The sequence below is a fragment of the Streptosporangium oxazolinicum genome (assembly GCF_039537505.1).
Classification (GTDB): Bacteria; Actinomycetota; Actinomycetes; order Streptosporangiales; family Streptosporangiaceae; genus Streptosporangium; species Streptosporangium oxazolinicum.
The window spans coordinates 539,253-561,849 of sequence record NZ_BAABAQ010000004.1; the positions used below are offsets into that span (position 1 = coordinate 539,253).

General features: G+C 71.4%; 24 protein-coding genes and 2 tRNA genes. 8 read left to right on the top strand and 18 right to left on the bottom strand.

All coding sequences use genetic code 11. The annotated features are described in order from the left end of the window. Positions 1-305: 305 nt before the first annotated feature. Together ABD817_RS15270 and ABD817_RS15275 are read right to left on the bottom strand one after the other, a co-directional pair. A tRNA-Ala gene (locus ABD817_RS15270) sits at positions 306-378 on the bottom strand. A gap of 19 nt (positions 379-397) precedes the next feature. Beyond that, entirely contained in the window at positions 398-1,828 is a 1,431-nt protein-coding gene (locus ABD817_RS15275; RefSeq protein WP_344918553.1) for an MFS transporter, read from the bottom strand. A gap of 108 nt (positions 1,829-1,936) precedes the next feature. Here ABD817_RS15275 and sigJ point away from each other — a divergent pair, with 108 nt between their 5' ends. Together sigJ and ABD817_RS15285 are read left to right on the top strand one after the other, a co-directional pair. Continuing rightward, the gene (sigJ, locus tag ABD817_RS15280) at positions 1,937-2,821 is read left to right on the top strand and encodes an RNA polymerase sigma factor SigJ (protein ID WP_344918554.1); all 885 of its coding nucleotides are present in this window, start codon (positions 1,937-1,939) and stop codon (positions 2,819-2,821) included. Between the two features lie 64 nt (positions 2,822-2,885). After that, a complete protein-coding gene (locus ABD817_RS15285; RefSeq protein ID WP_344918555.1) occupies positions 2,886-4,094 on the top strand; it encodes a phytoene desaturase family protein in 1,209 nt (402 codons plus the stop codon). A 72-nt stretch (positions 4,095-4,166) separates the two neighbouring features. Here ABD817_RS15285 and ABD817_RS15290 read toward each other — a convergent pair whose 3' ends face one another. The 4 genes from ABD817_RS15290 to ABD817_RS15305 all read right to left on the bottom strand — a co-directional run bounded on the left by ABD817_RS15290 (position 4,167) and on the right by ABD817_RS15305 (position 7,246). Next, a complete protein-coding gene (locus tag ABD817_RS15290) occupies positions 4,167-5,396 on the bottom strand; it encodes a CynX/NimT family MFS transporter (protein WP_344918556.1) in 1,230 nt (409 codons plus the stop codon). Between the two features lie 381 nt (positions 5,397-5,777). Next, entirely contained in the window at positions 5,778-6,440 is a 663-nt protein-coding gene (locus tag ABD817_RS15295) for an SRPBCC family protein (protein ID WP_344918557.1), read from the bottom strand. Between the two features lie 66 nt (positions 6,441-6,506). Beyond that, positions 6,507-6,887, bottom strand: a complete 381-nt coding sequence (locus tag ABD817_RS15300; RefSeq protein ID WP_344918558.1) for a hypothetical protein — start codon at positions 6,885-6,887, stop codon at positions 6,507-6,509. Further along, positions 6,884-7,246, bottom strand: coding sequence for a hypothetical protein (locus tag ABD817_RS15305; RefSeq protein ID WP_344918559.1), 363 nt, complete (start codon positions 7,244-7,246; stop codon positions 6,884-6,886). The genes ABD817_RS15300 and ABD817_RS15305 overlap by 4 nt, the downstream gene beginning before the upstream one ends. An 86-nt stretch (positions 7,247-7,332) precedes the next feature. Between ABD817_RS15305 and ABD817_RS15310 the strand changes: the two genes are divergently transcribed. Continuing rightward, a complete protein-coding gene (locus ABD817_RS15310) occupies positions 7,333-7,842 on the top strand; it encodes a 2-thiouracil desulfurase family protein (protein ID WP_344918560.1) in 510 nt (169 codons plus the stop codon). A gap of 122 nt (positions 7,843-7,964) precedes the next feature. On the opposite strand, the gene ABD817_RS15315 is transcribed toward ABD817_RS15310, so the two are convergent. Next, complete coding sequence (locus ABD817_RS15315) at positions 7,965-8,168, bottom strand: hypothetical protein (RefSeq protein WP_344918561.1); 204 nt, start codon at positions 8,166-8,168, stop codon at positions 7,965-7,967. Between ABD817_RS15315 and ABD817_RS15320 the strand changes: the two genes are divergently transcribed. From ABD817_RS15320 to ABD817_RS15330, 3 genes are read left to right on the top strand one after another with little or no spacing between them, the layout of a single operon-like run. Beyond that, the gene (locus ABD817_RS15320) at positions 8,155-8,682 is read left to right on the top strand and encodes a hypothetical protein (protein WP_344918562.1); all 528 of its coding nucleotides are present in this window, start codon (positions 8,155-8,157) and stop codon (positions 8,680-8,682) included. The two genes, ABD817_RS15315 and ABD817_RS15320, sit on opposite strands and share 14 nt — an antisense overlap. A 43-nt stretch (positions 8,683-8,725) precedes the next feature. Next, complete coding sequence (locus ABD817_RS15325) at positions 8,726-9,403, top strand: response regulator transcription factor (protein ID WP_344918563.1); 678 nt, start codon at positions 8,726-8,728, stop codon at positions 9,401-9,403. Continuing rightward, the gene (locus ABD817_RS15330) at positions 9,400-10,740 is read left to right on the top strand and encodes a sensor histidine kinase (RefSeq protein ID WP_344918564.1); all 1,341 of its coding nucleotides are present in this window, start codon (positions 9,400-9,402) and stop codon (positions 10,738-10,740) included. The genes ABD817_RS15325 and ABD817_RS15330 overlap by 4 nt, the downstream gene beginning before the upstream one ends. Before the next feature lie 509 nt (positions 10,741-11,249). On the opposite strand, the gene ABD817_RS15335 is transcribed toward ABD817_RS15330, so the two are convergent. From ABD817_RS15335 to nadD, 4 genes are all read right to left on the bottom strand, one after another. Continuing rightward, positions 11,250-11,322 (bottom strand) — tRNA-Ala (locus tag ABD817_RS15335). A gap of 126 nt (positions 11,323-11,448) precedes the next feature. Next, positions 11,449-12,078 carry a histidine phosphatase family protein gene (locus ABD817_RS15340; RefSeq protein WP_344918565.1) on the bottom strand — a complete coding sequence of 210 codons (630 nt, stop codon included), beginning with the start codon at positions 12,076-12,078 and terminating at the stop codon, positions 11,449-11,451. Next, a complete protein-coding gene (rsfS, locus tag ABD817_RS15345; RefSeq protein ID WP_344918566.1) occupies positions 12,075-12,482 on the bottom strand; it encodes a ribosome silencing factor in 408 nt (135 codons plus the stop codon). The genes ABD817_RS15340 and rsfS overlap by 4 nt, the downstream gene beginning before the upstream one ends. Positions 12,483-12,804: 322 nt before the next feature. Next, positions 12,805-13,425: a nicotinate-nucleotide adenylyltransferase gene (gene nadD, locus ABD817_RS15350; protein ID WP_344918567.1), complete on the bottom strand. Its 621-nt coding sequence runs from the start codon at positions 13,423-13,425 to the stop codon at positions 12,805-12,807. Between the two features lie 74 nt (positions 13,426-13,499). Between nadD and ABD817_RS15355 the strand changes: the two genes are divergently transcribed. Both ABD817_RS15355 and ABD817_RS15360 read left to right on the top strand, forming a co-directional pair. Further along, the gene (locus ABD817_RS15355; protein ID WP_425583354.1) at positions 13,500-14,525 is read left to right on the top strand and encodes a M48 family metallopeptidase; all 1,026 of its coding nucleotides are present in this window, start codon (positions 13,500-13,502) and stop codon (positions 14,523-14,525) included. Positions 14,526-14,618: 93 nt separating this feature from the next. Beyond that, a complete protein-coding gene (locus ABD817_RS15360) occupies positions 14,619-15,395 on the top strand; it encodes a neutral zinc metallopeptidase (RefSeq protein WP_344918569.1) in 777 nt (258 codons plus the stop codon). 69 nt (positions 15,396-15,464) lie between these two features. On the opposite strand, the gene ABD817_RS15365 is transcribed toward ABD817_RS15360, so the two are convergent. The 7 genes from ABD817_RS15365 to rplU form a co-directional block, all read right to left on the bottom strand. Next, entirely contained in the window at positions 15,465-17,327 is a 1,863-nt protein-coding gene (locus tag ABD817_RS15365; protein WP_344918570.1) for a serine/threonine-protein kinase, read from the bottom strand. 208 nt (positions 17,328-17,535) lie between these two features. Then, the gene (locus ABD817_RS15370) at positions 17,536-17,727 is read right to left on the bottom strand and encodes a hypothetical protein (RefSeq protein WP_344918571.1); all 192 of its coding nucleotides are present in this window, start codon (positions 17,725-17,727) and stop codon (positions 17,536-17,538) included. A gap of 195 nt (positions 17,728-17,922) precedes the next feature. Continuing rightward, a complete protein-coding gene (locus ABD817_RS15375) occupies positions 17,923-19,212 on the bottom strand; it encodes a glutamate-5-semialdehyde dehydrogenase (RefSeq protein ID WP_344918572.1) in 1,290 nt (429 codons plus the stop codon). Positions 19,213-19,230: 18 nt separating this feature from the next. Continuing rightward, positions 19,231-20,355, bottom strand: coding sequence for a glutamate 5-kinase (gene proB, locus ABD817_RS15380; protein WP_344918573.1), 1,125 nt, complete (start codon positions 20,353-20,355; stop codon positions 19,231-19,233). A gap of 136 nt (positions 20,356-20,491) precedes the next feature. After that, complete coding sequence (obgE, locus tag ABD817_RS15385; RefSeq protein WP_344918574.1) at positions 20,492-21,844, bottom strand: GTPase ObgE; 1,353 nt, start codon at positions 21,842-21,844, stop codon at positions 20,492-20,494. Positions 21,845-21,949: 105 nt separating this feature from the next. Continuing rightward, on the bottom strand, positions 21,950-22,207 hold the full coding sequence (gene rpmA / locus ABD817_RS15390; RefSeq protein WP_030924780.1) for a 50S ribosomal protein L27: 258 nt from the start codon (positions 22,205-22,207) through the stop codon (positions 21,950-21,952). A 19-nt stretch (positions 22,208-22,226) separates the two neighbouring features. Then, positions 22,227-22,529 carry a 50S ribosomal protein L21 gene (gene rplU, locus ABD817_RS15395; protein ID WP_030924785.1) on the bottom strand — a complete coding sequence of 101 codons (303 nt, stop codon included), beginning with the start codon at positions 22,527-22,529 and terminating at the stop codon, positions 22,227-22,229. Positions 22,530-22,597 lie beyond the last annotated feature (68 nt).

A 22,597-nucleotide genomic window follows, 5' to 3' on the forward strand; every position in this document is an offset into this window, starting at 1 on the left:
CCCCGCACCGGAGGGCTCGGGGGGTCGTCCCCCCGAAGAAACGACGAAGGGGCCCGCCGGAAGCAGGCTTTCTGCCTGCGAACAGCGGACCCCGGTCACCGAAACTCGCCACGGGAACGGGTACCCGCCCCCCAGCGAAACCGCCCAGCCCCGCGAGGCGGCCCCGAGCGAAGCGAGGAAAGGGGGGCGCGGGGGCGGAGCCCCCGCACCGGAGGGCTCGGGGGGTCGTCCCCCCGAAGAAACGACGAAGGGGCCCGCCGGAAGCAGGCTTTCTGCCTGCGAACAGCGGACCCCGGTCACCGAAGTGGAGCTATGGGGATTCGAACCCCAGACCTCCTCCATGCCATGGAGGCGCGCTACCAGCTGCGCCATAGCCCCTTGCGATGCAGATGAAATCCTAGCCGATTCGGGACAGTCCTCGCGCCCGCATTCCGGTGGCCAGCGCGACGGCCGCGGAGCCCACGGCGCTCGCGGTGATGATCCCGAAGGAGATCACGTACGCGTCGCGGGAGGGGACGGAGGTTCCGGCGATGGTGATCGAGGTGAGGAGGGCGGAGGTCGCGGCGCCGGAGACGCTGCCGCCGATGGAGCGGACCAGGGAGTTGATACCGCTGGCGATGCCGCTCTGGTCCGTGGGCACGTGCTGCACGGCGAGCGCCCCCAGCGCGGCGAAGCCGATGCCGAACCCCAGTCCCTGTACGGCGTTGGAACCGATCAGATGGAGCACCGAGTCGTTGAGGAAGGTGAACCAGCCGAAGCCGGCCGCGCACAGGCCCGCGCCGAGGGCGAGGGAGTAGGCGGGGCCGAGCCGGGTGGAGAGGCGGCCCGCCATGAAGGAGGAGAGCAGCATGGTCACGGTGCTGGGCAGGGCGTAGAGGCCGACGTCGAGGACCGAGCCGCCGAAGCCGTACCCGGCGGACGGGGGCGTCTGGATGAAGCTGGAGATCAGGGTGAAGGAGCCGAACATGGCGAAGCCCAGGAGCATCGAGGCCAGGTTCGCCGGCAGGGACTGCGGACCGACGAGCAGGTGCAGCCGAATCATCGGCGCCCGGAGCCTCATCTGGCTGAAGACCCACACGACGCAGAACACGGCCGCGCCCGCGAACAGCCCGACGACGGTGCCCGAGCCCCAGCCCCAGTCGTTGCCCTTGGAGATCGCCAGCAGCAGGCAGACGAGCCAGGCGGACAGCAGCGCCGCGCCGACGAGGTCGGGGCGGCCCCCGGCACCGGCCCCGCTGTCGCGGGCACTGAGCGCGATGAGGACGACCGCGGCCACGCCGAGTCCCGCGGTGATCCAGAAGATCAGGTTGTGGCTGGGGGTGCGGTCGGCGATCAGGCCGGTGACGATCATGCCGAGGCTGCCGCCGACGCCCATGGTGGCGCTGACCACCCCGATGGCCGTCATGACCCTGGCGGGCGGGAAGCTGTCCTTGATCATGCCGATGGCCAGCGGGATGAGCGCGGACGACGCGCCCTGCAGGGCCCGTCCGGCGATCAGCACGGGGAGGGTGTCGGACAGGGCGCAGACCACCGAGCCCAGGACGAGCAGGCCGACGGTGAACAGGATCATCCGCTTCTTGCCGTACATGTCGCCGAGGCGTGTCAGCAGCGGTGTGGCCACCGCGGCGGCGAGCAGCGAGGCGGTGAAGACCCAGGTGACCTCGGCCACCGACACGTCGAAGGTGACCATCAGCCGGGGCAGCAGCGGGATGACCACGGTCTGCTGGACGGACGCGACCATCCCGGCCATGGAGAGCGCCACCAGGGTCAGCCAGAGATGTCTGCCCTGCCGCCTGGCGCCCGGTTCGGCGAGGATCGTTCCCGTCACTGCCCGCTCCCTCACTGTCGACTTCCGCCCTCGCATGGTAGAGGATCACTGTAAACAGTCGTTTACCAGGTCATGTCACATCCGGGCCCCGTGATACGTCTGATCCCTATGGCCGTTGAGCGTTTCGAGGAGCATCGCGACCTGCTGACCGGGGTCGCCTACCGGATCCTGGGCAGCGTGACCGACGCCGAGGACGTCGTCCAGGAGGCGTGGCTGCGCTGGTCGGGCATCGACGTCTCCCGGGTGGAGGACGACCGGGCGTACCTGGTCAAGGTGGTGACGCGGCTCTCCATCGACCGGCTGCGGCGGGTGAAGGCCCAGCGTGAGGCGTACGTCGGGTCGTGGCTGCCGGAGTTGGTCGTCACCCCGGACGTGGCCGAGCAGGCCGAGCTGGCCGACTCGGTGGAGCTGGCGCTGCTCGTGGTGCTGGAGACCCTCTCCCCGCTGGAGCGCGCGGTGTTCGTGCTGCGGGAGGCGTTCGGCATGCCGTACGCGGAGATCGGCGAGCTGATCGGGCGCAGCGAGGCGGCGACCCGGCAGCTCGCCCGGCGCGGCAGGGAGCACGTCCAGGAGGGCAGGCCGAGGTTCGCGGTGGACCGGGGGCTGCGGCGCAGGCTCACCGAGCGGTTCGCCGAGGCGGCCGTGGGCGGCGACCTGGAAGCGCTGACCGCGATGCTCGCCGAGGACGCGTCGCTGGTCAGCGACGGCGGCGGCAAGGCCAAGGCACCGCTACGGGTCATCACGGGCGCGGGCAGGGTGGCGCGTTTCCTGTCCTCGATCGCGTCCGGGGAGCGCGTGCGGGCCTTCCTGGGGAGCATCGGCGCCGAACCGGTCTCCGCCCTCGACGTTGAGATCGCGGAGGTGAACGGCGGCCCGGCCATGGTGGTGACGGCGGAGGGACGGCCGGTCACGGTGTTCTCCCTGGTCATCGAGGACGGCCTGATCAGGACCGTCTTCCTGGTGGCGAATCCGGAGAAGCTCTCCCGGCTCTGACCTCCCGCCCGCGGAAACCGGGCGGGGATGTCACGAAAGGTGTCCTTCGATCCGTCGTACGGGCATGACACCAGAGACGCGAGACATCAGCGACGGCAGCGACATCACCATCGTCGGCGGCGGGCTCGCCGGCCTCACCGCGGCCATCGCGTGCGCCGAGGGCGGCGCGCGGGTCACCCTCCACGAGGCCCACCGGGAGCCGGGCGGCCGGGCCCGCAGCACCACCGCGCCGTACGTCGCCAACGACGGCACCCACGTCTTCTACTCCGACGGCGAGCCGTGGCGCTGGCTGGCGGCCAGGGGGCTGGTCCGGCCGCACACCGGGCTCACGCCGGGCATGCTCGCCAGGGGCAGGTTCCGCCACGGCGGCCGGCTGTCGGGCATGCCGCCCCGGTCGCTGCTGAAGGCGCTCACCAGGCGGCGCCTGCGGGCACCGGTGGACGAGACCTTCGGGACCTGGGCCACCCGCCACTTCGGTGAGGAGGGCATGCGGGCCGTCACCGGGCTGGTCGGTGTGATCACCTATGACGCGGCCCCCGGGCGGCTGTCGGCGGCGTTCGTCTGGGAGCGGGTGCTGCGGGCGACCGCGCCGAAGTACCCGGCGCCGCGCTACGTCATCGGCGGCTGGGGGCGGGTGATCGACCGGATGGCCGCCCACGCGCGCCGCCTGGGCGTGCGAATCGAGACCGGCTCGCGGGTGGACCGCCTGCCCGAGGACACCCCGGTGATCGTGGCGACCTCACTGGACGCCGCCAGGACACTGCTCGGCGACGAGTCGCTGCGCTGGGAGAGCGGGAAGGCCGTCCTGCTCGACCTCGGCCTCCGCGAGAGCCCCGGTGACCTCTTCCTCGTCTCCGACCTGGACGAGGGGGGCTTCATGGAGCGCTACAGCCTGCCGGACCCCTCGCTCGCCCCGGACGGGCACAGCCTCTGCCAGTTGCAGATGCCGGTCAGGCCGGGTGAGACGAAGGCGGAGGCGATCTCCAGGGTGGAGCGGGTGGCCGATCTCGGGCTCCCCGGCTGGCGGGAGCGGACGACCTGGCGGCGGGAAGCGACGTGCAACGGCCGCACCGGCGCCCTGGACCTGCCGGGGACCACCTGGCGGGATCGGCCCGCGATCGACCGGGGGGACGGCGTCTGGCTGATCGGCGACGCGGTGGCGGCTCCCGGCCTGCTTAGCGAAGTCTCCTCGCACAGTGCCCTGATCGCGGCGGAGGCCGCCCTGCGAGCCGTCTCCGGGGCGGGCCGCCCGGCGTCTCGCCTGACCGCGTGACCGCCCAAGGGTCCTTCCGGTGCGGCCCGCGCCGCCCCCTCGACGGGACGCGAGCCGTACCGGCACGGTGGATCAGCGCGCGAGGGCCCGCTCGTCCTCCAGGTAGCCCGGACGGCCGGCGTACCAGCCCGTCATGAGCTGGACGGCGACCACCGCGAACAGCAGCAGGAACGGCAGCGTCCAGCCACCGGTCGACTCGTGCATGACGCCGACGACCAGGGGTCCGGCGCCCGCGATGAGGTATCCGGTGCTCTGCCCGAAGGCCGACAGCGCGGCCGTCGCCTCGGGGGTGCGGGTACGCATGGCGAGCATGGTCAGCGCGAGCGGGAACGACCCCATGCCGACGCCGACCAGGCTCGCGAAGACCCAGGCCAGACCGGAGGGCCCGAGCCAGAGTCCGAGGAAGCCCGCGGTGTAGAAGGCGACGAAGGCGGCCACCACCGGCCGCTGGTCGGAGAACCGCGACGCGATCGAGGGCACGACGAGCGAGACGGGGATGCCGATCGCGGTGAAGACGCCCAGCACAAGGCCCGCCTGCGCGGTGGTGTGGCCGCCGTCGGTGAGGATCTTCGGCAGGAAGCCGAACATGATGTAGGCGACCATGCTCTGGGTGCCGAAGTAGGCGGCGACCGCCCAGGCCAGCCTGCTGCGGAGCAGGGCACGGGCACCCGTTCCCCCGCCCGCGCCGCGCCGCTCCGGCTCACTGCGCGAGAGCGCAAGCCACGGAATGGCGGCGACGGCGGCGAGCGCCCCCCACACCCCCAGGGCAACGTGCCAGTTGCCGTCGGTGGCCCGCTGGATGGGCACGGTCGCGGCAGCCGCGAGCATCGTGCCCACCGCGAGGGCGGTGGTGTAGACGGTGGTCATGGTCCCGGCCCGGCCGGGGAAGTGCCGCTTGATCAGGCTGGGGATGAGCACGTTGCCCACCGCGCCGCCCGACAGCGCCAGGGCGCTGCTGTAGAGGAACACCTCGGCCGAACCCACCATCGAGCGGATGAGCAGGCCCGCGCCGAGGGTGATGAGGGAGAGGAGCAGAAGGCGGTGCTCCCCGACCTTCCCGGCGAGGGCGGGCGTCAGCGCGCCGACCGAGGCGAAGATGAGCACGGGGAGCGTGGTGAGCAGCCCGGCTCCGACGGCGGTCATGCCGAGACCGGAGGTTATCTGGTCGAGAACCGGTCCGACGCTCGTGACGGCGGTACGCAGGTTCAGCGCCGCGAGAACGATCCCCAGCACGAGCAACCAGGCGAGGGAGCCTGTGGTTCCACCGGTGCGGCCCCTGGTCTGATGGGTGAGCACGCTCATGCTGGTTTCAGTCCTCCTCAGTGGTTTCATCCAATCGTAGGATGATTGGCTGACCCCGACTCTAACGGGAGCGAAACCCTGCTTTGTTCCTGACCGGACACGCCGGTTCCGGATGGGCGCGAATCACTGACAACGTGAAAGCCGGGCCACGTTCCTCTTTACAGAACGTGACCCGGCTCTCTCACGCACCGGCGCGGCTCCCCGGCCTCCGGATGCCCGGAATCCCGGACGGTTCGGGCATCGGACGCCTGGCCGGCACCGGGCGAGCCCGCGCCGGACGCGCGTCCCGGGGCCGGGCGGCCCCGGGCACGCGTCTCGGACGAGGATCCGCCACCTGATCCGGGCGGCGAGCTTCGGGAACGCGGTGCCGGTGGACGAGCGTCAGATACGCGGTCCCGGGCTGAGCGGCGGCTCCTCGGGCCCGCGACCGGCCGGGGGCAGCGGTGTGCCACCGGGCGGAGGAAGCGACGGGTCCGGCGGATAGGGCTGGCCCACCGTACGCGGGGGGGCGGGCTCATCGAGACCGTGACCACCTCCCGTGCCGGTGTGGTGCTCGCCCGGCGTCCGATCACCGGCGTCGCCGCGCTCGTGCGGGCCGGGGACCTCGCCGCGCCACGCACCGGTCTCGTCGCCGCGCGACTCGATGAAGGTCTTGAAACGCTCCATGTCGCCGCGGACGCGCAGCCGGACGATCTGCAGCCAGTCACCGACGGTCTCGACGAGCCCCTCGGGGTCGTACTCCATCTGCAACGTGACCCGGGTGGTGTCCGGGCCGAGATGGTGGAAGGTCACCACGCCCGCCTGGTGCGGTCGCTCGACCGACTTCCAGGCCACCCGCTCGTCGGGGTGCTGCTCGGTGATCTCCGCTTCGAACTCCCTGCGGACCCCGGCGATCTCGACGACCCACGCCGTACGCGTGGCGCTCAACTGCTTGATCGACTCGACGCCCTCCATGAACTCGGGAAAGCTCTCGAACTGGGTCCACTGGTTGTACGCGGTCCGGATCGGGACGTTGACGTCGACGGACTGTTCAATCGAGCTCATGACCGTGCCTCCCTCGTGGTTTGGTCGGTTCGAGAGGCACCCATGCCCGGTGAGCTGCGAGCCTAACTAGCGGCGCCGCAAAAGCCAGTAAAGCCCCAGGACAGGAAGCACAAGCGGGATGAACAGGTATCCGCTCCCGTAACCCGACCAGACCGTGGCACGCGGGAAGGCCTCGGAGTCGGCCATGCTGAGCGTGCCCACGATGAGCACCCCGGCCAGCTCGACACCACAGGCGGCCAGCGCCAGGGTCCTGTTCCCCCTGGCCAGCGCCACGGTGAGCACGATGTAGACGGCGGCGGCGAACGCCGACAGCGAGTAGGCCAGCGGCGCCTCCTGGAACCGGGTGGCGATCTGCACGGCGGCACGCGCCCCCGCGGCGAGGGCGAACACCCCGTAGAGCGCCACCAGCGCGCGTCCGGGCCCGGTACCGATCGCCGGCTCGCTCACGGCAGTCCCTGCCAGACCTGGAGCATCCGCCCCACCATGCCGGGGATCGCGAAACCCGCCACCGCGATCACCGCGGGGCCCCAGCGCGAGCGCTCGCCGACCCCCCAGAACGCCGCCGCGGGCGGGATCACCAGGCTGCCCGCCAGGTAGCCGATGAGCGTGGCCGTCTCCGCGGGCCCCTCCCCTCTCACCAGGGCGGCGATCACGAACCCGGCCTGGACGAGCAGGCCGAGTTCCAGCACCCCGAGCGCGACGAGGAGCGTTCTTCCCATCGGCCTGTTCCTGGCCGTGGTGACGAGGCTGAGGATCCCGATCAGCAGGGAAAACAGGATCAGGCCGGTCGCGAGCGGGCCGATCATCGAGACCTCACGGGATCGAAGAGCATGGGCAGCAGGGTACTGCCCGGCCCCCTCGCCCTCCGCGCCGCGCCACGTACTCTGGGGCCGTGGAGAGGATCCTGGTCAGCGCCTGCCTGATGGGGCGGAAGGTCCGTTACGACGGGGCCGCCAAGACGAGCGGCGACGCGCTGCTGGCCGCGTGGTGGCGGGAGGGGCGGCTCGTCCCGTTCTGCCCCGAGGTCGAGGGCGGCCTGCCCGTCCCGCGTCCGGCCGCGGAGATCGAGGGCGGCGCCGGGGGCGAGGCGGTGCTGTCCGGGGCGGCCCGGGTGCTGACCGCCGGGGGCGCCGACGTCACGGAAGCCTTCCTCGCCGGTGCGCGGGCGGCGCTCGCCACCGCGCGGGCCCATGGCGTGCGAGTGGCGATCCTGAAGGAGGGCAGTCCCTCCTGCGGCAGCCTGACCGTCTACGACGGCGCCTTCGGTGGGCGGCGCGTGCCCGGCCACGGGGTGACCACCGCCCTGCTCGAACTGCACGGCGTCGCGGTCTTCGGCGAGGAGCGCGTCGCCGAGGCCGCCGCGCGACTGCGCGCCCTCGACGACCCTGAAAGCCGGTCCTAGTGCGACGTTCCTCAAAGCAGGTCACGAACGGGCGGCCAAGAACCCAAGGTCGCTGCGGTGATCCTTCCCGGCTATAACCTCCTGGGCCGGTGGGATCTGTACTTCCAGTGAGGAACGCAGCACTAGTACTCCCACAGGTCGGTGCGGTTCTCCGCGCCGATACAGAAGACCGCCGAGCCGTGCTGTCCCTGGACGAGATCGACCCGGATCCAGCCGGTGGCCGAGGCCACCTTGGCCTCGTAGCCCGCGTTGGGCGCGGCGGCGATCAGGCGGCACACGCCGTCCTCGATGGCGAACGAGACCGACCCGCCCTTGACATTCACCACGCGCAGGTTCTCGGTGGAGACCGACCGCGTCCTGGTGGCCGTCGCCTTGGGGGCGGCGGACGACGAGGGGGCGGCTCGGGCCGCGTCCGGCCTGGACGGAGAGCCGGACGGGGACCTGGCCGGAGACCTGGACGGTGAGGAGGACGGCCCGGGGCGGGAGAGCCCGCTGTCGCGCGTACGGACCGGCGCCGCGGCGCTCCTCGACGAGGAGGGGGCCGTACGCGGCCGGGCGGTGTCCCGCGCGGACGGGGTGAGGCGGGGCGCCGAGGTCCGGTCCGGCGTGGGGGAGGAATCGGCGGTCGGCGTGCCGATGGCCTGCGGTCCCGTGGGCGCTCCCCGTGGGAGCCCCGCGTCTCCCGTACGGCCGATGGCGGCGTTGATGGGTTCGATGCTCGCGTCGTCGAAGACCTCGCTGCGGAGCACGTCGCGGACGCCGAACCAGGCGACCGAGATCGCCAGGACGGTGGCCCCGCACCACACCGCGATGAACCCCAGCGTCTGCCGCATGTCGTGAATTATTACGCCATATGTCTCATTGTTCACTACCGTTACATGGCATGGCGACGGTTCTGGTGGTCGAAGACGACGAGTACGTGCGATCCGCGATCATCCAGGAACTCAGCAGGCGCCAGCACGCCGTGCGCAGCGCGGGGCGGGCGCTCGACGCCCTGAGGGAGATCACCCAGAACCCCCCGGACGCGGTGGTCCTCGACCTCGGGCTGCCCGACCTGGACGGGGCGGAGGCGCTCAAGATGGTCCGCAGCGTCTCCAGCGTCCCGGTCATCGTGGCCACCGCCAGGGACAACGAGGCGGAGATCGTCCGCCTCCTCCAGGCGGGGGCCGACGACTACCTGGTCAAACCGTTCTCCGGCGACCACCTGAACGCCCGCCTGGACGCCGTGCTGCGCCGGGCGCGGAGCGCGACCCCGTCCCCGGTGCTGTGCGTCGGCGCGCTGTCGGTGGACCTCAACCGGCGCGAGGCCGGGCTGGACGGTGTCCCGCTCACCCTCACCAGGCGCGAGTTCGACCTCCTCGCCTACCTCGCCGCCCGCGCCGACCGGGTGGTCTCCCGCAAGGAACTGCTCGCCGAGGTCTGGCAGCAGTCCTACGGGGACGACCAGACGATCGACGTCCACCTGTCGTGGCTGCGGCGCAAGCTCGGCGAGAGCGCGTCCTCCCCCCGCTACCTGCACACCGTACGCGGCGTGGGGGTCATGCTGATCACACCGCCGTGAGGCGGACCCTCGCCCTGCTCACCGTCGCGGGAACCTCGATGGTCGCCCTGGCCTTCCTGATCCCGCTCGGGCTCATCGTCAGGGAGATCGCCCACGGCCGGGCCATGGCCGAGGCGGAGCGGCAGGCGTCGGCCCTGGTCCCGGTGCTGGCCATCACCGTCGATCCCGACCGGCTGACCCACGCGCTGCTCAGCACCGGCGCGCGGGACCGGATCGCGGTCCACCTGCCCGGTGGCGGCTCGGCCGGTACCGTCAGGGCCCCCGCCGAGACCGTGGCCGCGGCCTCCCGGCTGACCCGGGCCATCACCGCGGAGATGGACACCGGCTACCTCCTGCTGCGCCCGGTCGCCCTGGACGGCGGCAGGACCGTGGTCATCGAGATCTTCATCCCCTCTGACGACCTCACCCGGGGCGTCGCCTCGTCCTGGGCGGTGCTGAGCGGGGTGGCGGCGGCGCTCGTCGCCGGGTCGCTGCTGGTCGGCGACCGGCTGGGCGTGCGCGTGGTGCGCTCGGCCCGGCGGCTGGGCCGGGCGGCGAGCGCCCTGGGCGCCGGGGACCTCAGCGTCCGCATCGAGCCCGAGGGCCCGCCCGAGCTGGTCGCGGCCGGTGAGGCGTTCAACAGCATGGCCGACCGCGTGGTCCAGTTGCTGGCCGCCGAACGGGAGATGGCCGCGGACCTGTCGCACCGCCTGCGCACCCCGCTCACCGCGCTCCGGCTCAGCCTGGACCACCTGGGTCCCGAGGCCGAGCAGAGCAGGAGCGCGCTGAGCCGCCTGGAGGCCGAGGTGGACCAGATCATCGCGGCGGCCAGGCAGCCATCCCGCGCGCCGGAACTCGTCCACTGCGACGCCGCCGGGGTGCTGCGCGAGCGGCTGACCTTCTGGTCCGCGCTGGCCGAGGACCAGCAGCGCCCCTGGGAGCTGATCGGCGCCTCGGCGCCCGCGCGGGTACCGGTCGCGGCCACCGAGCTCAGCGCCGTGGTGGACGCCCTGCTCGGCAACGTCTTCCGGCACACCCCCGAGGGCACGGCGTTCACGGTGACCCTGCACCAGGGCTCGGGCACCGTCGGCATGCTGATCGCCGACGCCGGTCCCGGCATCCCCGACCCCGAGGCGGCGCTGCGGCGCGGGAGCAGCGGGGCGGGCTCCACCGGGCTCGGCCTGGACATCGCCCGCAGGCTCGCCGAGTCCTCCGGCGGCACGCTGCGGATCGACGCCTCCTCCCTCGGCGGCGCCAGGGTCCAGCTCTGGCTCCGCACCGACCGGCACGACCGTCCCCCGCGTACCGCCCGGCGCCTGGTCGGCGACCGCTGGCCCCGCAGGAACGCGGCGCGCTGAAAGACGCGCGGGCGCCGGTACGGGTGACCCGCGGAAGCCCTCTCCGGGCGCTGATTAGGTCACGTGTAAAACCACCTTAAGTAAGGCTAAAACCCGCTCTTTCCCCGTTCCGACTGATCGATCATGAAGGGGAACGCGGGCGCCGCCCCGCGTTCGCGGTTCCCGGTTCGCCCTACCGTGCCGGCCTCGCGTCCAGACGGAGGAGGCGCGGCCGGCGCGGCAGGGTGGGCCGGGAACCCTCTTCTACCACCTCGCCGGATAATTCCTGACATGCGGGCGAGTCGTCTCATCTCCCCGCCGATGCTCGTACAGACTCGTGCGGATTCGCCGCAGGATGACCATGGCCGTTCCCCGGTCCCCGCACGCAAGGCCCGCGCGGCGTGCGGGACGGCCGTGAAGGAGGATCGGGCCGGGCATCCCGGCCCGAAAACGCGACAATCCCGCCCGATCGAGGTGATCGGACGGGATCTCGGCGACGCCCTTCGGGCCGTTTCGAGAACGGCCCCGTGTGGAGCTATGGGGATTCGAACCCCAGACCTCCTCCATGCCATGGAGGCGCGCTACCAGCTGCGCCATAGCCCCTGGTCACCGCTTCGAGTTCTCTCGTCGCGGCGCTCGGGAAGCATATAAGGACACCGGCGTGTTCACCTAATCGACGGCCACCCGGCCCGCGCCCGCCACCGGGGCGCAAGCCGCGCCGCCCACGGCTCACTCCTGGGTGGCGGGGCTGTCGTCGCTGCTGACCGGCTTGGGGAGGGTCCCGGCGTTGTGCTCCAGCAGGCGCCAGCCCTTGCGCGCCTCCTCCAGCACCGACCATGAGCAGTTTCCGAGACCGCCCAGGGCGGGCCAGAGCTCCTGCGGCAGGTTCATGAGCTTGGCGATGCCGAGCCGGATCGCCGCCCCGTGGGAGACGACGACCAGCAGGCCGTCGGAGTCGACCTCCGCCGCCCAGCGGCGCACCGCCGAGGAGACCCGGTCGGCGACGTCTCCGACCGCCTCACCGCCCGGCGCCTCCCAGTTGGCGAACTCCCTGGGCCACCCCTGGGAGATCTCCTGCCGGGTGAGCCCCTCCCACTGGCCTCCGCCCCGCTCGCGCAGGTCCTTGTCGGCGGTGACGTCCAGGCCGGTGAGGCGGCCCAGCGCCGAGGCGGTGTCGAAGGCCCGCTGGAGATCCGAGGAAACGATCATGCTGGGTCGGAGCGCGGCGAGCAGCGAGGCCGCGCGGGCGGCCTGCGCGACCCCGGTCTCGTCAAGGGGGATGTCGCTGTGACCCTGGAAGCGGTGCTCGACGTTCCACAGCGTCTGGCCATGCCTGAGGCAGACGACGCGACGACTCACTCAGCTACCGCCCCGCGGGCGCGCTGGGCGGCGACCTGGGTCACGCTGTCCGGCAGCGAGATGGAGGGGCAGTCCTTCCACAGGCGCTCCAGGGCGTAGAAGGTGCGGTCCTCCTCGTGCTGGACGTGCACGACGATGTCGATGTAGTCCAGCAGGACCCAGCGGCCCTCGCGCTCGCCCTCGCGGCGGACGGGCTTGGCGTCGGCCTCGATCCGCAGCCGGTCCTCGATCTCGTCGACGATGGCGCGGACCTGGCGGTCGTTGGTGGCGGAGCAGAGCACGAACGCGTCGGTGATGACGAGCTGGTCGCTCACGTCGTAGGCAAGAATGTCATCGGCCAGTTTGTCCGCCGCCGCCTCGGCGGCGAGCCTGACGAGCTGGATGGATCTGTCGGTTGCTGTCACGGTGTGGGTCAGTCCTCCTGCTAGTCGGCGCTGTCACCTATCAGGGTGCCCGATTCGGCGCTTGTTGAAGAGCCACCTGTTGAACAACGCCTATCGTGTGCCACCCGATTCCGCGCCGCAAACGAATTGGCGGCCTGATCAGGGGCGTCCTCCGCGGTCGGGGCCGCGCTTGCCGATCTCGGGCGGGACGGGCACCGCCCGTGCCGTTCGGCGATCATGCCGGGTGAACTGCGGATACTCGTCCCACGCAAACTTCTCGAATCATAGCGAATTCCATCGGAACACGGTCTAAATCGGGCCCCGCCCGCCGGGGACCGGAAGATCAGGAGGACGTGTCACCGTAAAGGCCGCGCTTGTTGATGTACTGGACGATGCCGTCGGGGACGAGGTACCAGATGGGCTTCCCCGAGGCCACCCGCTGACGGCACTCCGACGACGAGATGGCCAGCGCGGGGATCTCCACCAGGCTGACCTTGCCCTCCGGCAGACCCGGGTCGTGCAGCACGTGGCCGGGCCTGGTGGCCCCCACGAAGTGCGCGATGGTGAACAGCTCGTCGACGTCGCGCCAGCTCAGGATCTGGGCGAGGGCGTCGGCGCCGGTGATGAAGTAGAGGTCCACGTCGGGCCCCCAGGCGGCGGAGATCTCCCGGAGCGTGTCGATGGTGAAGGTGGGCCCCGGACGGTCGATGTCGACGCGGCTCACCGAGAACCGGGGGTTGGAGGCCGTGGCGATGACCGTCATGAGATAACGGTCCTCGGCGGCTGAGACGATCTTGTCGGCCTTCTGCCACGGCTGTCCCGTGGGCACGAAGACCACCTCGTCGAGATCGAAATGGTGGGCGACCTCACTGGCCGCGACCAGGTGGCCGTGGTGGATCGGGTCGAAGGTCCCGCCCATCACGCCCAGACGTCGCTTTCCCGTGCCGGTAGGCGCGTTCATCATGAAACGGACCATACGTGTAAGCCGTGCACAGCTTTTAACCACCCCCCGCGCGTGGCAGGCGGACCCGACGTAGCATGCCGGACATGACCACCACCCCGGATCGCCACCGCGTGCAGCTTCCCGGCATCAGTTCACGCGCCTACGAACATCCCGCCGATCGGTCCGCGCTGGTCGCCCTCCGGTCGCTCAGTGGGTTCGACACGGTGCTCAAGCAGATGTCCGGCCTGGTCAGCGAGCGCCGCCTGCGCCTGATCTACCTCGCCTCGGCCGTGCGCACCGGCGACACCCAGTTCCGAGCGCTGTACGACATGGGCCGCGACGCGGCCTACACGCTCGACCTCCATCGCATTCCCGAGGTCTACGTGCAGCAGAGCCCGCTGGTGCAGGCGAAGGCGATCGGCTTCGACGACCCGTTCATCGTCGTCACGACCGGCCTCCTCGACCTGATGGACGAGGAGGAGCAGCGCTTCGTCATCGGCCACGAGACCGCCCACATCCTGTCGGGTCACGCGGTCTACCGCACCATGCTCGACATCCTGACCCGCCTCGCCACCCGCGTGGCCTGGATCCCGCTCGGCTACATCGGCCTGCGCGCGATCGTGGCCGGCCTGGAGGAGTGGCACCGCAAGTCCGAGCTCTCCGCCGACCGTGGCGGCCTGCTCTGCGGCCAGGACTCCGACGCGGCGCTGCGCGCCCTGATGAAGCTCGCCGGCGGCTCGCGCCTGCACGAGATGAACATCGAGGCCTTCCTCGACCAGGCCCGGGAGTACGACACGGCGGGCGACGTCCGCGACGGCCTGCTCAAGGTCCTCAACCTGCTGGGCACCACCCACCCGTTCGCCGTCTCACGCGTCGCCGAGCTCGACAAGTGGCGTCGCGGCGGCGAGTACGAGACGATCCTCGCCGGCGATTACCCCCGCCGCGCCGACGACGCCAACGCGAAGGTCTCCGAGGAGATCAGGGCCGCCGCCCGCTCCTACCGCGACTCCTGGTCACAGTCCCAGGACCCGTTCATCGGCGTCCTGCGCGACGTGGCCGAAGGCGCCGTCAACGCCGGAGAGCGCATCTTCAACCGCTTCTCCCGTCGCGATGGAAATTAACGAAGCGTTCCACCAAAAGGGCCCGGTGACTGTTTCCGGGCCCTTTTCCATATAAGTCACATATAAGCGGGCATTGCCCTAATATCGTGCCCCATGAGAATTCGAATGATCATCGCTATGGCCGGTGCGGCCGGATTGTTTCTCACGGGTACGGCGAACGCCTACCCGGTCAAGGACCCGACCCTGACGAAGAACGCCCTCTACGACACCGGCAGGCTCGCCGCGTCCAAGTGCGCCGAACCGCCGATCAGGAACAACGACAGGACGCTGGCCAAGCGATACATCGCCGCCGTCACCAACTGCCTGAACACCTCGTGGGGAGCGCATTTCAAGGCCGCGGGACTGCCGTTCGGCAAGCCGAGGCTCCAGATCGTCAACAAGGTGCCCGCGGGTTACTGCGACAGCGAGGTGAGCAAGGAGCAGTCACAGGCTTACTACTGCCCCGCGTCGCGGACGATAATGATCCAGATCGGCAACGACTGGCTCGCCGACGCCGACGACCTCTGGCTGCTCCACGTGACGGGCATGCTGTACGGCGCGCATCTGGCGAACCTCACCGGCATCGAGAAGGCGTTCGAAAAGGCCCCGTACGCCAACAAGAGCGAGCTGAACGAGCAGCTTCGCCGCCTCAACCTGCAGGATGACTGCATGGGCGGTGTGTTCATCCGGAGCGTCTGGTCCTCCTTCGGCGGGAAGACCGGGGAATGGAACGAGCTACTGCGCACCCTGAGGGACAGTGGTGACGCCAAGGGGCAGCCCCGGACGTTCGGGAAGGGCACCAGCCGCGCCGCCTGGACGAAGCTCGGCTTCAGCACCGGCGACCCGGCCTCCTGCAACACCTGGACCGCCACCCCGGCCAGGGTCGCCTAACCTCCGCGAATCCCCCGGCGGCGCCTCGCGAGCCAGGAGAATCCGAGGCGCTCCCGGGACGGGGAGCCCCTACACCAGGAGGGCGATCGCGCGGACGGCCGCGGAGCACAGGGCGACGAACCCGCCCAGCACGGCCAGCGCGCGCAGGCCCTCCTTGCGGAGCTCGACGAGCTCGGTGCCGATCCGCTCGATCTCGCGGCCGAGGATGCCTCCGCAGACGACGCCGAACACGACGCCGGCGACGGCGACCGGGGCGGGATGCATCCACCAGTCGGGCGGCAGCGAGCCGCCGAGGGTGAGCCAGAGCGTGCAACCGGCGAGGGCCGCCGCCGGCAGCCCCGGCCACGCGAGGGCGGTGAGCAGCGAGACGACGAAGGTCAGCGGGAAGCCCAGCACGCGCAGGATCACCCGGGTCCTGGCCGACTTGCGCTTCCTGACCAGCCAGTGCCCGGCCCATAGCGTACGGGCCAGCGTGGCGAACAACCCGGTGACGGCGAAGGTGGCCGGCGGCCAGATGGCCGTGGCCACGACGCACGGTACGGCCAGCACCGCCAGCAGGAGCAGCGCCGCGTTGCCCGCGGGCAGCGGCCCCGCCCTGCCCCCCTCCCGGGGCTCTCCGGCCGCCCCGCCCCTCCCCTGGCCTGATCCACGCCGGACGGCCCTGCCGGCGGCGGAGGCGGGACGGCCGCCCCGCGACGTCTCGGCGGCGGGGGACCGGCCGGTCCTGGACACCTCGCCGGCCGGGGAGGCGGAACGCCCCCCGCGAGGCGTCTCGCCGGTCGCGGCGGCCGACCGGCCACCGCGGGGCACCTCGCCGACCGCGGCGGCCGGGCGTCCGCCACGGGACGTCTCACCCGCCGGGAGCGCCCGCGCCGCACGGCCCGCCTCACCGGCGGGCACCGCCCGCCCGCCACGCGGCGCGCCGTCCCCGGCCGGGGACCGGGAGGCCCGCACCGCTCCGTCCACCGGGGCGGACGACCTCCCCCTGCCGGTCTCCGCCCTGGCCGCCCGGCCGCCCTTGGCGGGCTCCTCGCCCTTGGCACCGGGCTTGGACCGGCCCTCCTGCTTCCTGGCCGGACCGGGTTTCTCCCCCGTGGCGGCGCCCGGCTTCCTCGCCGTCCCCGCCTCGGACGGGATCACCCGGGCCAGGCGGCCCAGGCGGCCGGTGAGGAGGGCCGCGGTGGGGCGCTTGGCCGGCTCGCGGTGCAGGGCGGCGCGGATCAGGGGCAGCAGGGCGGCCGGGACGCCCTCGAGGTCGGCCTGGCCGTTGAGGATCGCGTACATCTGCGCCTCGACGGTGCCCCCGCCGAAGGTGGGGCGGCCGGTCGCGGCGAAGGCCACGGTGGCCGCCCAGGCGTGCACGTCCGCGGGCTCGCCCACGTGCTCGTCGGCGAACAGCTCGGGGGCGGCGTAGCCGGGGGTGCCCAGGAAGGTGCCGGTCAGGGTGAGCCGGGTGGCGTCCAGGACGTGGGCGATGCCGAAGTCGATGAGGACGGGCTCGTCGTCCCCGTTGACCACCACGTTGGCGGGTTTGAGGTCGCGGTGCACGACACCGGCCGCGTGGATGATCGACAGAGCGATGGCCAGGCCCTGCGCGACGCTGAGCAGGCCGCCGCCCTCCAGGGGACCGTCTCGGCGCACCCGATCCAGGAGGGTGTCGCCCTCGATGTGCTCCATGACCAGGTAGGGCCGGTCGCCGTCGAGATCGGCGTCGACGACGCGGGCGACGTAGGGGCTCTCGACCCTGCGGAGGGCGCGGACCTCCCGCTCCAGGCGCACCCGGGCCTCGGAGGAGGCGTCGTGGACGTCGTGGAGCACCTTGAGCGCGACGTTGTCACCCCGGCGGCTGGAGGCGAGGTAGACCTCGCCCATTCCCCCCCGGCCGAGACGCTCCAGCAACGTGTAGGGACCGACCCGCCCGAGACGACCCACGTGACCTCCTGCGTCGGCCACATGGGTCAGGGACCGCCGCGCCTATCGGGTCGCTCACTCCCGCTCGCTTCCCTGCTCTCCAGCCATAGGAGACCACACCATAGCGGGCGAGTGTGACGTTTTCCCGGCGGCACGCCGGACTCCCCGAAAGATCCGGGACAGCGGGACGCCCCGTGGCCACGGGCCCGCCGGGTCCGGGTGGCTCGCCTCAGGCCCGGTGGACGGGCTCGCGGGCCGCGTCTTCCAGCAGGCTGTCGAGTCTCGCGGTGGGTTCGGCCGACAGGTCGCGACGCCCGGTGCGGCGCCAGTTGACGTGCCCTCGGCCCTCCAGCAGCAACAGCAGCCGATCAGCACCAAAAAGAACAAGAGCTATAAAAAGGAACGAAACGGCGATTTCCATGGAATCCAGTCAGACCATTGACTACCTCGACTACATTGAGTGACACACCCTAACACTCGGCGACCGTACGGGGCGCCGAACGAGATCCCCGGCGAACCCGCGGGCGGGCGCTCCCCCTCACCCTGGATCCTGGATCCCGGCAGGACCGGTGCCCGGGTGCCGTGGGACCGCGGCACCCGGAACTCCGAGGGAGAACTATCGGGAGGTGGCCTCGGGCGAGGCGAGGACCGTGCCCTCACCGGTGCGCAGATGGCCCTCGCCGATGTAGACCCACTTGGTCGAGGTCAGCTCCGGCAGGCCCATGGGACCGCGAGCGTGCAGCTTCTGGGTGGAGATGCCGATCTCCGCGCCGAAGCCGAACTCTCCGCCGTCGGTGAACCTGGTCGAGGCGTTGACCGCCACGGCCGCGGAGTCGACCAGCGCGACGAACCTGCGGGAGGCGCTCACCGAGCGCGTGACGATCGCGTCGGTGTGGGCCGAGCCGTACTTCCTGATGTGCGCGACCGCGTCCTCCAGCGAGTCGACCACGGCGGCGGCGATGTCCAGCGAGAGGTACTCCATCCGGAAGTCCTCCTCCCCGGCGGGCACCACGTCGCCGTACGCCGCGACGCGCTCGTCACCGTGCACCGTGACGCCCTCGGCCGCCAGCGCGGCCAGCGCGCGCGGGACGAAGACGTCGGCCACCGCCGCGTGCACCAGGAGCGTCTCGGCGGAGTTGCACACCGAGGGCCGCTGGACCTTGGCGTTGATCAGGATCTGGATCGCGAGGTCCTGGTCGGCGTCGGCGTCGACGTAGACGTGGCAGTTGCCCACGCCGGTCTCGATCACCGGGACGGTGGACTCCTCCACCACCGAGTTGATCAGCGAGGCGCCGCCGCGCGGGATCAGCACGTCGACCAGGCCGCGGGCCCTCATGAGCTCCTTGACCGAGTCGCGGCTCTGCCCGGGGACCAGCTGGACGGCCCCCGGGGGCACCTGGGTGCCCGCCAGCGCCTCCTGCATGATCCTGACGAGCACCGTGTTCGACTCGTACGCGCTGGACGAGCCGCGCAGCAGGGTGGCGTTGCCGCTCTTGAGGCAGAGCGCCGCGGCGTCCACGGTCACGTTGGGACGGCCCTCGTAGATGATGCCGATCACGCCGAGCGGGACCCGCAGCTGGCGCAGCTCCAGCCCGTTGGGCAGCGTGTTGCCCCGGATCACCTCGCCGACGGGGTCGGGAAGGTCGGCGACCTGGCGGACCGCCTCGGCGATCGCCCCGATCCTGCCCTCGTCGAGACGGAGGCGGTCGATCATGTATTCGGAGATCCCGCTCTCCTTCGCCCTCTCCACGTCGAGCGCGTTGGCCGCGACGATCTCGGCGGAGGCGGCCACGAGCGCGTCGGCCATCACCCGGAGCGCGGCGTCCTTCGGCGCCCTCGGCAGCGGGGCCAGCTCGGCGGCGGCCTCTTTGGCCGCCAAGGCCACCTTCAGGAAGTCCTCGGACATCTCGCGCTCCAAAAAGAACTAGTTGTGGGATTCCAGTATGACGATGTCGTCGCGGTGAATCAGCTCTCGTTCGTACTCGGGCCCCAGGCTGGCCGCCAGCTCCCGGGTGGAGCGGCCGAGCAGCTCGGGGATCTCCCCCGCGTCGAAGTTGACCAGGCCGCGCGCGACCACCCGGCCGAGCGGCCCGCACAGGTCCACCGGATCGCCCGCCGCGAACTCGCCCTCGACGGAGGTGACCCCCGCCGGGAGCAGCGACTTGCGGCGGCTCACCACCGCCTCGACGGCGCCGGGGTCCAGGTGGAGACGGCCTCGGCCCGTGGTCGCGTGGGCGAGCCAGAGCAGGCGGGTGCCCGGGTGGCGCCCGCCGGGGTGGAAGTAGGTGCCGACGTCGGTTCCGGCGAGGGCCTGGGCGGCGTGCGCGGCGGCGGTCAGCACCACGGGCACGCCCGCCCCTGTGGCGATCTTGGCGGCCTGGACCTTGGTGATCATGCCTCCGGTGCCGACCGCCCCGCCCTTGCCGAGCTCGACCCCGACGAGGTCCTCGGGCCCGCGGACGTCGGCGAGCCTGCGGGCACCGGGACGGCGGGGGTCGCCGTCGTAGAGGGCGTCCACGTCCGACAGCAGCACCAGCGCGTCGGCCCGGGTCAGGTGGGCGACCAGCGCGGCGAGCCGGTCGTTGTCACCGAAGCGGATCTCGTCGGTGGCCACGGTGTCGTTCTCGTTGACCACCGGGACGATGCCCAGCTCCAGCAGCCGGGCCAGCGTGCGCTCGGCGTTGACGTGGTGCGATCGGCGCATCATGTCGTCGGCGGTGAGCAGCACCTGGCCGACCCGCAGGCCGTACCGGGCGAAGGAGGAGGTGTAGCGGGCCACCAGCACGCCCTGACCGACCGAGGCGGCGGCCTGCTGGGTGGCGAGGTCGCGCGGCCTGGCGGGCAGGCCCAGCGGGCCCAGACCCGCCGCGATCGCGCCGGAGGAGACCAGCACGATCTGGGTGCCCGCCTGCCGCCGGGCGCTGAGCACGTCGACCAGGGCGTCCACCCGGTCGACGTCGATCGTTCCCCGCGGGGTGGTGAGCGAGGACGAACCCACCTTCACGACGAGGCGCGAAGCCGTACGGATCCGTTCGCGCGCAGAGTCCACGACACGCACCTCTCAAAGATGATCACTTGGAAGACCAGGTTATCCGAGCGGCCCTGCCGGAGCGGTGACCGGAAAGGCGCACCGGGCCCGGGACGGTCGCCGGACGCCACCCCGGCGACGGTCTCCGGTCACGGCACTAGCCGAGCCGGTTGTCGGAGCCGCGCGGCCCCTGGCGCACGGCCTCGGCGTTGAGCGTCGGCTGCCAGTCGAAGATGTGACCGCTCTCCATGGAACCGATGATCACCTCGGCACCGGCCTTCGCACCGGCCTTGGTGAGCTCCTCCTCGACGCCGAGCCGCTCCAGCCGGTCGGCCAGGTAGCCGACGGCCTCGTCGTTGGTGAAGTCGGTCTGGCGGATCCACCGCTCCGGCTTGACCCCGGTGACCTGGAAGGTACGCTCGTCGACCCTGCGGACGGCGAATCCCGCGTCGCCGTGCTGCTTGGGCCTGATCACCAGGCGGGTCGGCTCCGGGACGGGAGCGGCGGCCCTCGCGGCGGCGACCATCTCCCCCATGGCGTAGGTCAGCTCCTTGAGCCCGTCGTGGGTGGCCGCGGAGATCGTGAAGACCCGCAGGCCCCGCTCCTGGAGCATCGGCCCCACGATGTCGGACAGCTCGCGGGCGTCGGGCACGTCGGACTTGTTGAGCACCGCCAGCCTCGGCCGGTCCTCCAGCTTGCCGTACGCGGCCAGCTCGGCCTCGATGGCCTCGTAGTCGCTGATCGGGTCGCGTCCCGGCTCCATCGTGGCGCAGTCGATCACGTGCACGAGCGTGCTGCAGCGCTCGACGTGGCGCAGGAACTCGTGCCCCAGCCCCTTGCCCTGCGAGGCGCCGGGGATGAGACCGGGCACGTCGGCGACGGTGAAGATCGTCTCGCCCGCGGTGACCACCCCGAGGTTGGGGACCAGGGTGGTGAACGGGTAGTCGGCGATCTTCGGGCGGGCGGCGGAGAGCGCGGCGATGAGGGAGGACTTGCCCGCGCTGGGGAAGCCGACGAGCGCCACGTCGGCGACGCTCTTCATCTCCAGCATGACGTCGACCTCGTCGCCGGGCTCGCCGAGCAGCGCGAAACCGGGGGCCTTGCGCTTGGCGGAGGCCAGGGCGGCGTTGCCGAGCCCGCCGTGCCCGCCCTCGGCGATCACGTAGCGGGTGCCCGCGCCGATCAGGTCGATCAGGACCTCGCCGGTGTCGGCGTTCTTGACCACGGTGCCGTCGGGCACCGGGATGATGATGTCGCCGCCGTTGGCGCCGTCGCGGTTGGCGCCCTGCCCCTGCTTGCCGTTGTCGGCCTTGCGGTGCGGGCGGCGGTGGTACTCCAGGAGGGTCGCCGTGTTGGCGTCGACCTCCAGGATCACGTCACCGCCCCGTCCGCCGTTGCCTCCGTCGGGGCCACCCAGTGGCTTGAACTTCTCCCGATGGACAGAGGCGCAGCCGTTTCCCCCGTCACCGGCCTTGATGTGCAGGACCACCTGGTCCACAAAGTCCGGCATCTCTACTTTCCTACCTCTATCTACGGGAACTTCTGGTGAAAACGCGAACAGGGGTGGACCGCCGAATGCGATCCACCCCTGCCGTCAACGTCTGTCGGTGCGAATCTACTCCGCGACCGGAACGATGCTCACCGCGCGGCGCCCGCGCTTGACACCGAACAGAACGTGGCCCGCGGCCAGCGCGAACAGCGTGTCGTCACTGCCACGGCCGACGTTGTCGCCGGGGTGGAAGTGGGTGCCGCGCTGACGCACGATGATCTCGCCGGCGTTGACCAGCTGACCGCCGAAGCGCTTCACACCGAGCCGCTGGGCGTTGGAGTCGCGGCCGTTCCGAGTGGACGACGCGCCCTTCTTGTGTGCCATCTCGCAAAACTCCCGAAACTCAGGCCTGGTCGATGCCGGTGATCTTCACCTGGGTGTACCGCTGGCGGTGACCCTGGCGCTTCTTGTACCCCGACTTGTTCTTGTACTTCAGAATCCGGATCTTCGGACCCTTGGTCTCACCGAGAATCTCGGCGGCAACCGTGAACTTGCCCGCCTCGGTGGTCACGTCGCCGTCGTTGACGACGAGGACCGTCGGCAGCGAAACCGTGGAACCGACCTCGCCGGCGACCTTGTCCACTTCAAGGACGTCACCGACGGAGACCTTCTGCTGCCTGCCGCCGCAACGAACGATCGCGTACACCGCGGAACCCTTCTTCTGACTGCTTGCTCGCTGGATGCTGCGCCCCGCATCCGGCTGTGGTCATTGAT

What these genes read in the sequence shown, in the direction of transcription:
- nadD (WP_344918567.1), bottom strand. Translation starts at nt 13,425, where the DNA reads ATGATGAACGCGCCTACCGGCACGGGAAAGCGACGTCTGGGCGTGATG.
- ABD817_RS15305 (WP_344918559.1), bottom strand. Translation starts at nt 7,246, where the DNA reads ATGATCGGCCCGCTCGCGACCGGCCTGATCCTGTTTTCCCTGCTGATC.
- ABD817_RS15360 (WP_344918569.1), top strand. Translation starts at nt 14,619, where the DNA reads ATGAGAATTCGAATGATCATCGCTATGGCCGGTGCGGCCGGATTGTTT.
- ABD817_RS15285 (WP_344918555.1), top strand. Translation starts at nt 2,886, where the DNA reads ATGACACCAGAGACGCGAGACATCAGCGACGGCAGCGACATCACCATC.
- rpmA (WP_030924780.1), bottom strand. Translation starts at nt 22,207, where the DNA reads ATGGCACACAAGAAGGGCGCGTCGTCCACTCGGAACGGCCGCGACTCC.
- obgE (WP_344918574.1), bottom strand. Translation starts at nt 21,844, where the DNA reads ATGCCGGACTTTGTGGACCAGGTGGTCCTGCACATCAAGGCCGGTGAC.
- ABD817_RS15295 (WP_344918557.1), bottom strand. Translation starts at nt 6,440, where the DNA reads ATGAGCTCGATTGAACAGTCCGTCGACGTCAACGTCCCGATCCGGACC.
- ABD817_RS15325 (WP_344918563.1), top strand. Translation starts at nt 8,726, where the DNA reads ATGGCGACGGTTCTGGTGGTCGAAGACGACGAGTACGTGCGATCCGCG.
- ABD817_RS15290 (WP_344918556.1), bottom strand. Translation starts at nt 5,396, where the DNA reads ATGAGCGTGCTCACCCATCAGACCAGGGGCCGCACCGGTGGAACCACA.
- sigJ (WP_344918554.1), top strand. Translation starts at nt 1,937, where the DNA reads ATGGCCGTTGAGCGTTTCGAGGAGCATCGCGACCTGCTGACCGGGGTC.
- ABD817_RS15355 (WP_425583354.1), top strand. Translation starts at nt 13,500, where the DNA reads ATGCCGGACATGACCACCACCCCGGATCGCCACCGCGTGCAGCTTCCC.
- ABD817_RS15375 (WP_344918572.1), bottom strand. Translation starts at nt 19,212, where the DNA reads ATGTCCGAGGACTTCCTGAAGGTGGCCTTGGCGGCCAAAGAGGCCGCC.
- ABD817_RS15370 (WP_344918571.1), bottom strand. Translation starts at nt 17,727, where the DNA reads ATGGAAATCGCCGTTTCGTTCCTTTTTATAGCTCTTGTTCTTTTTGGT.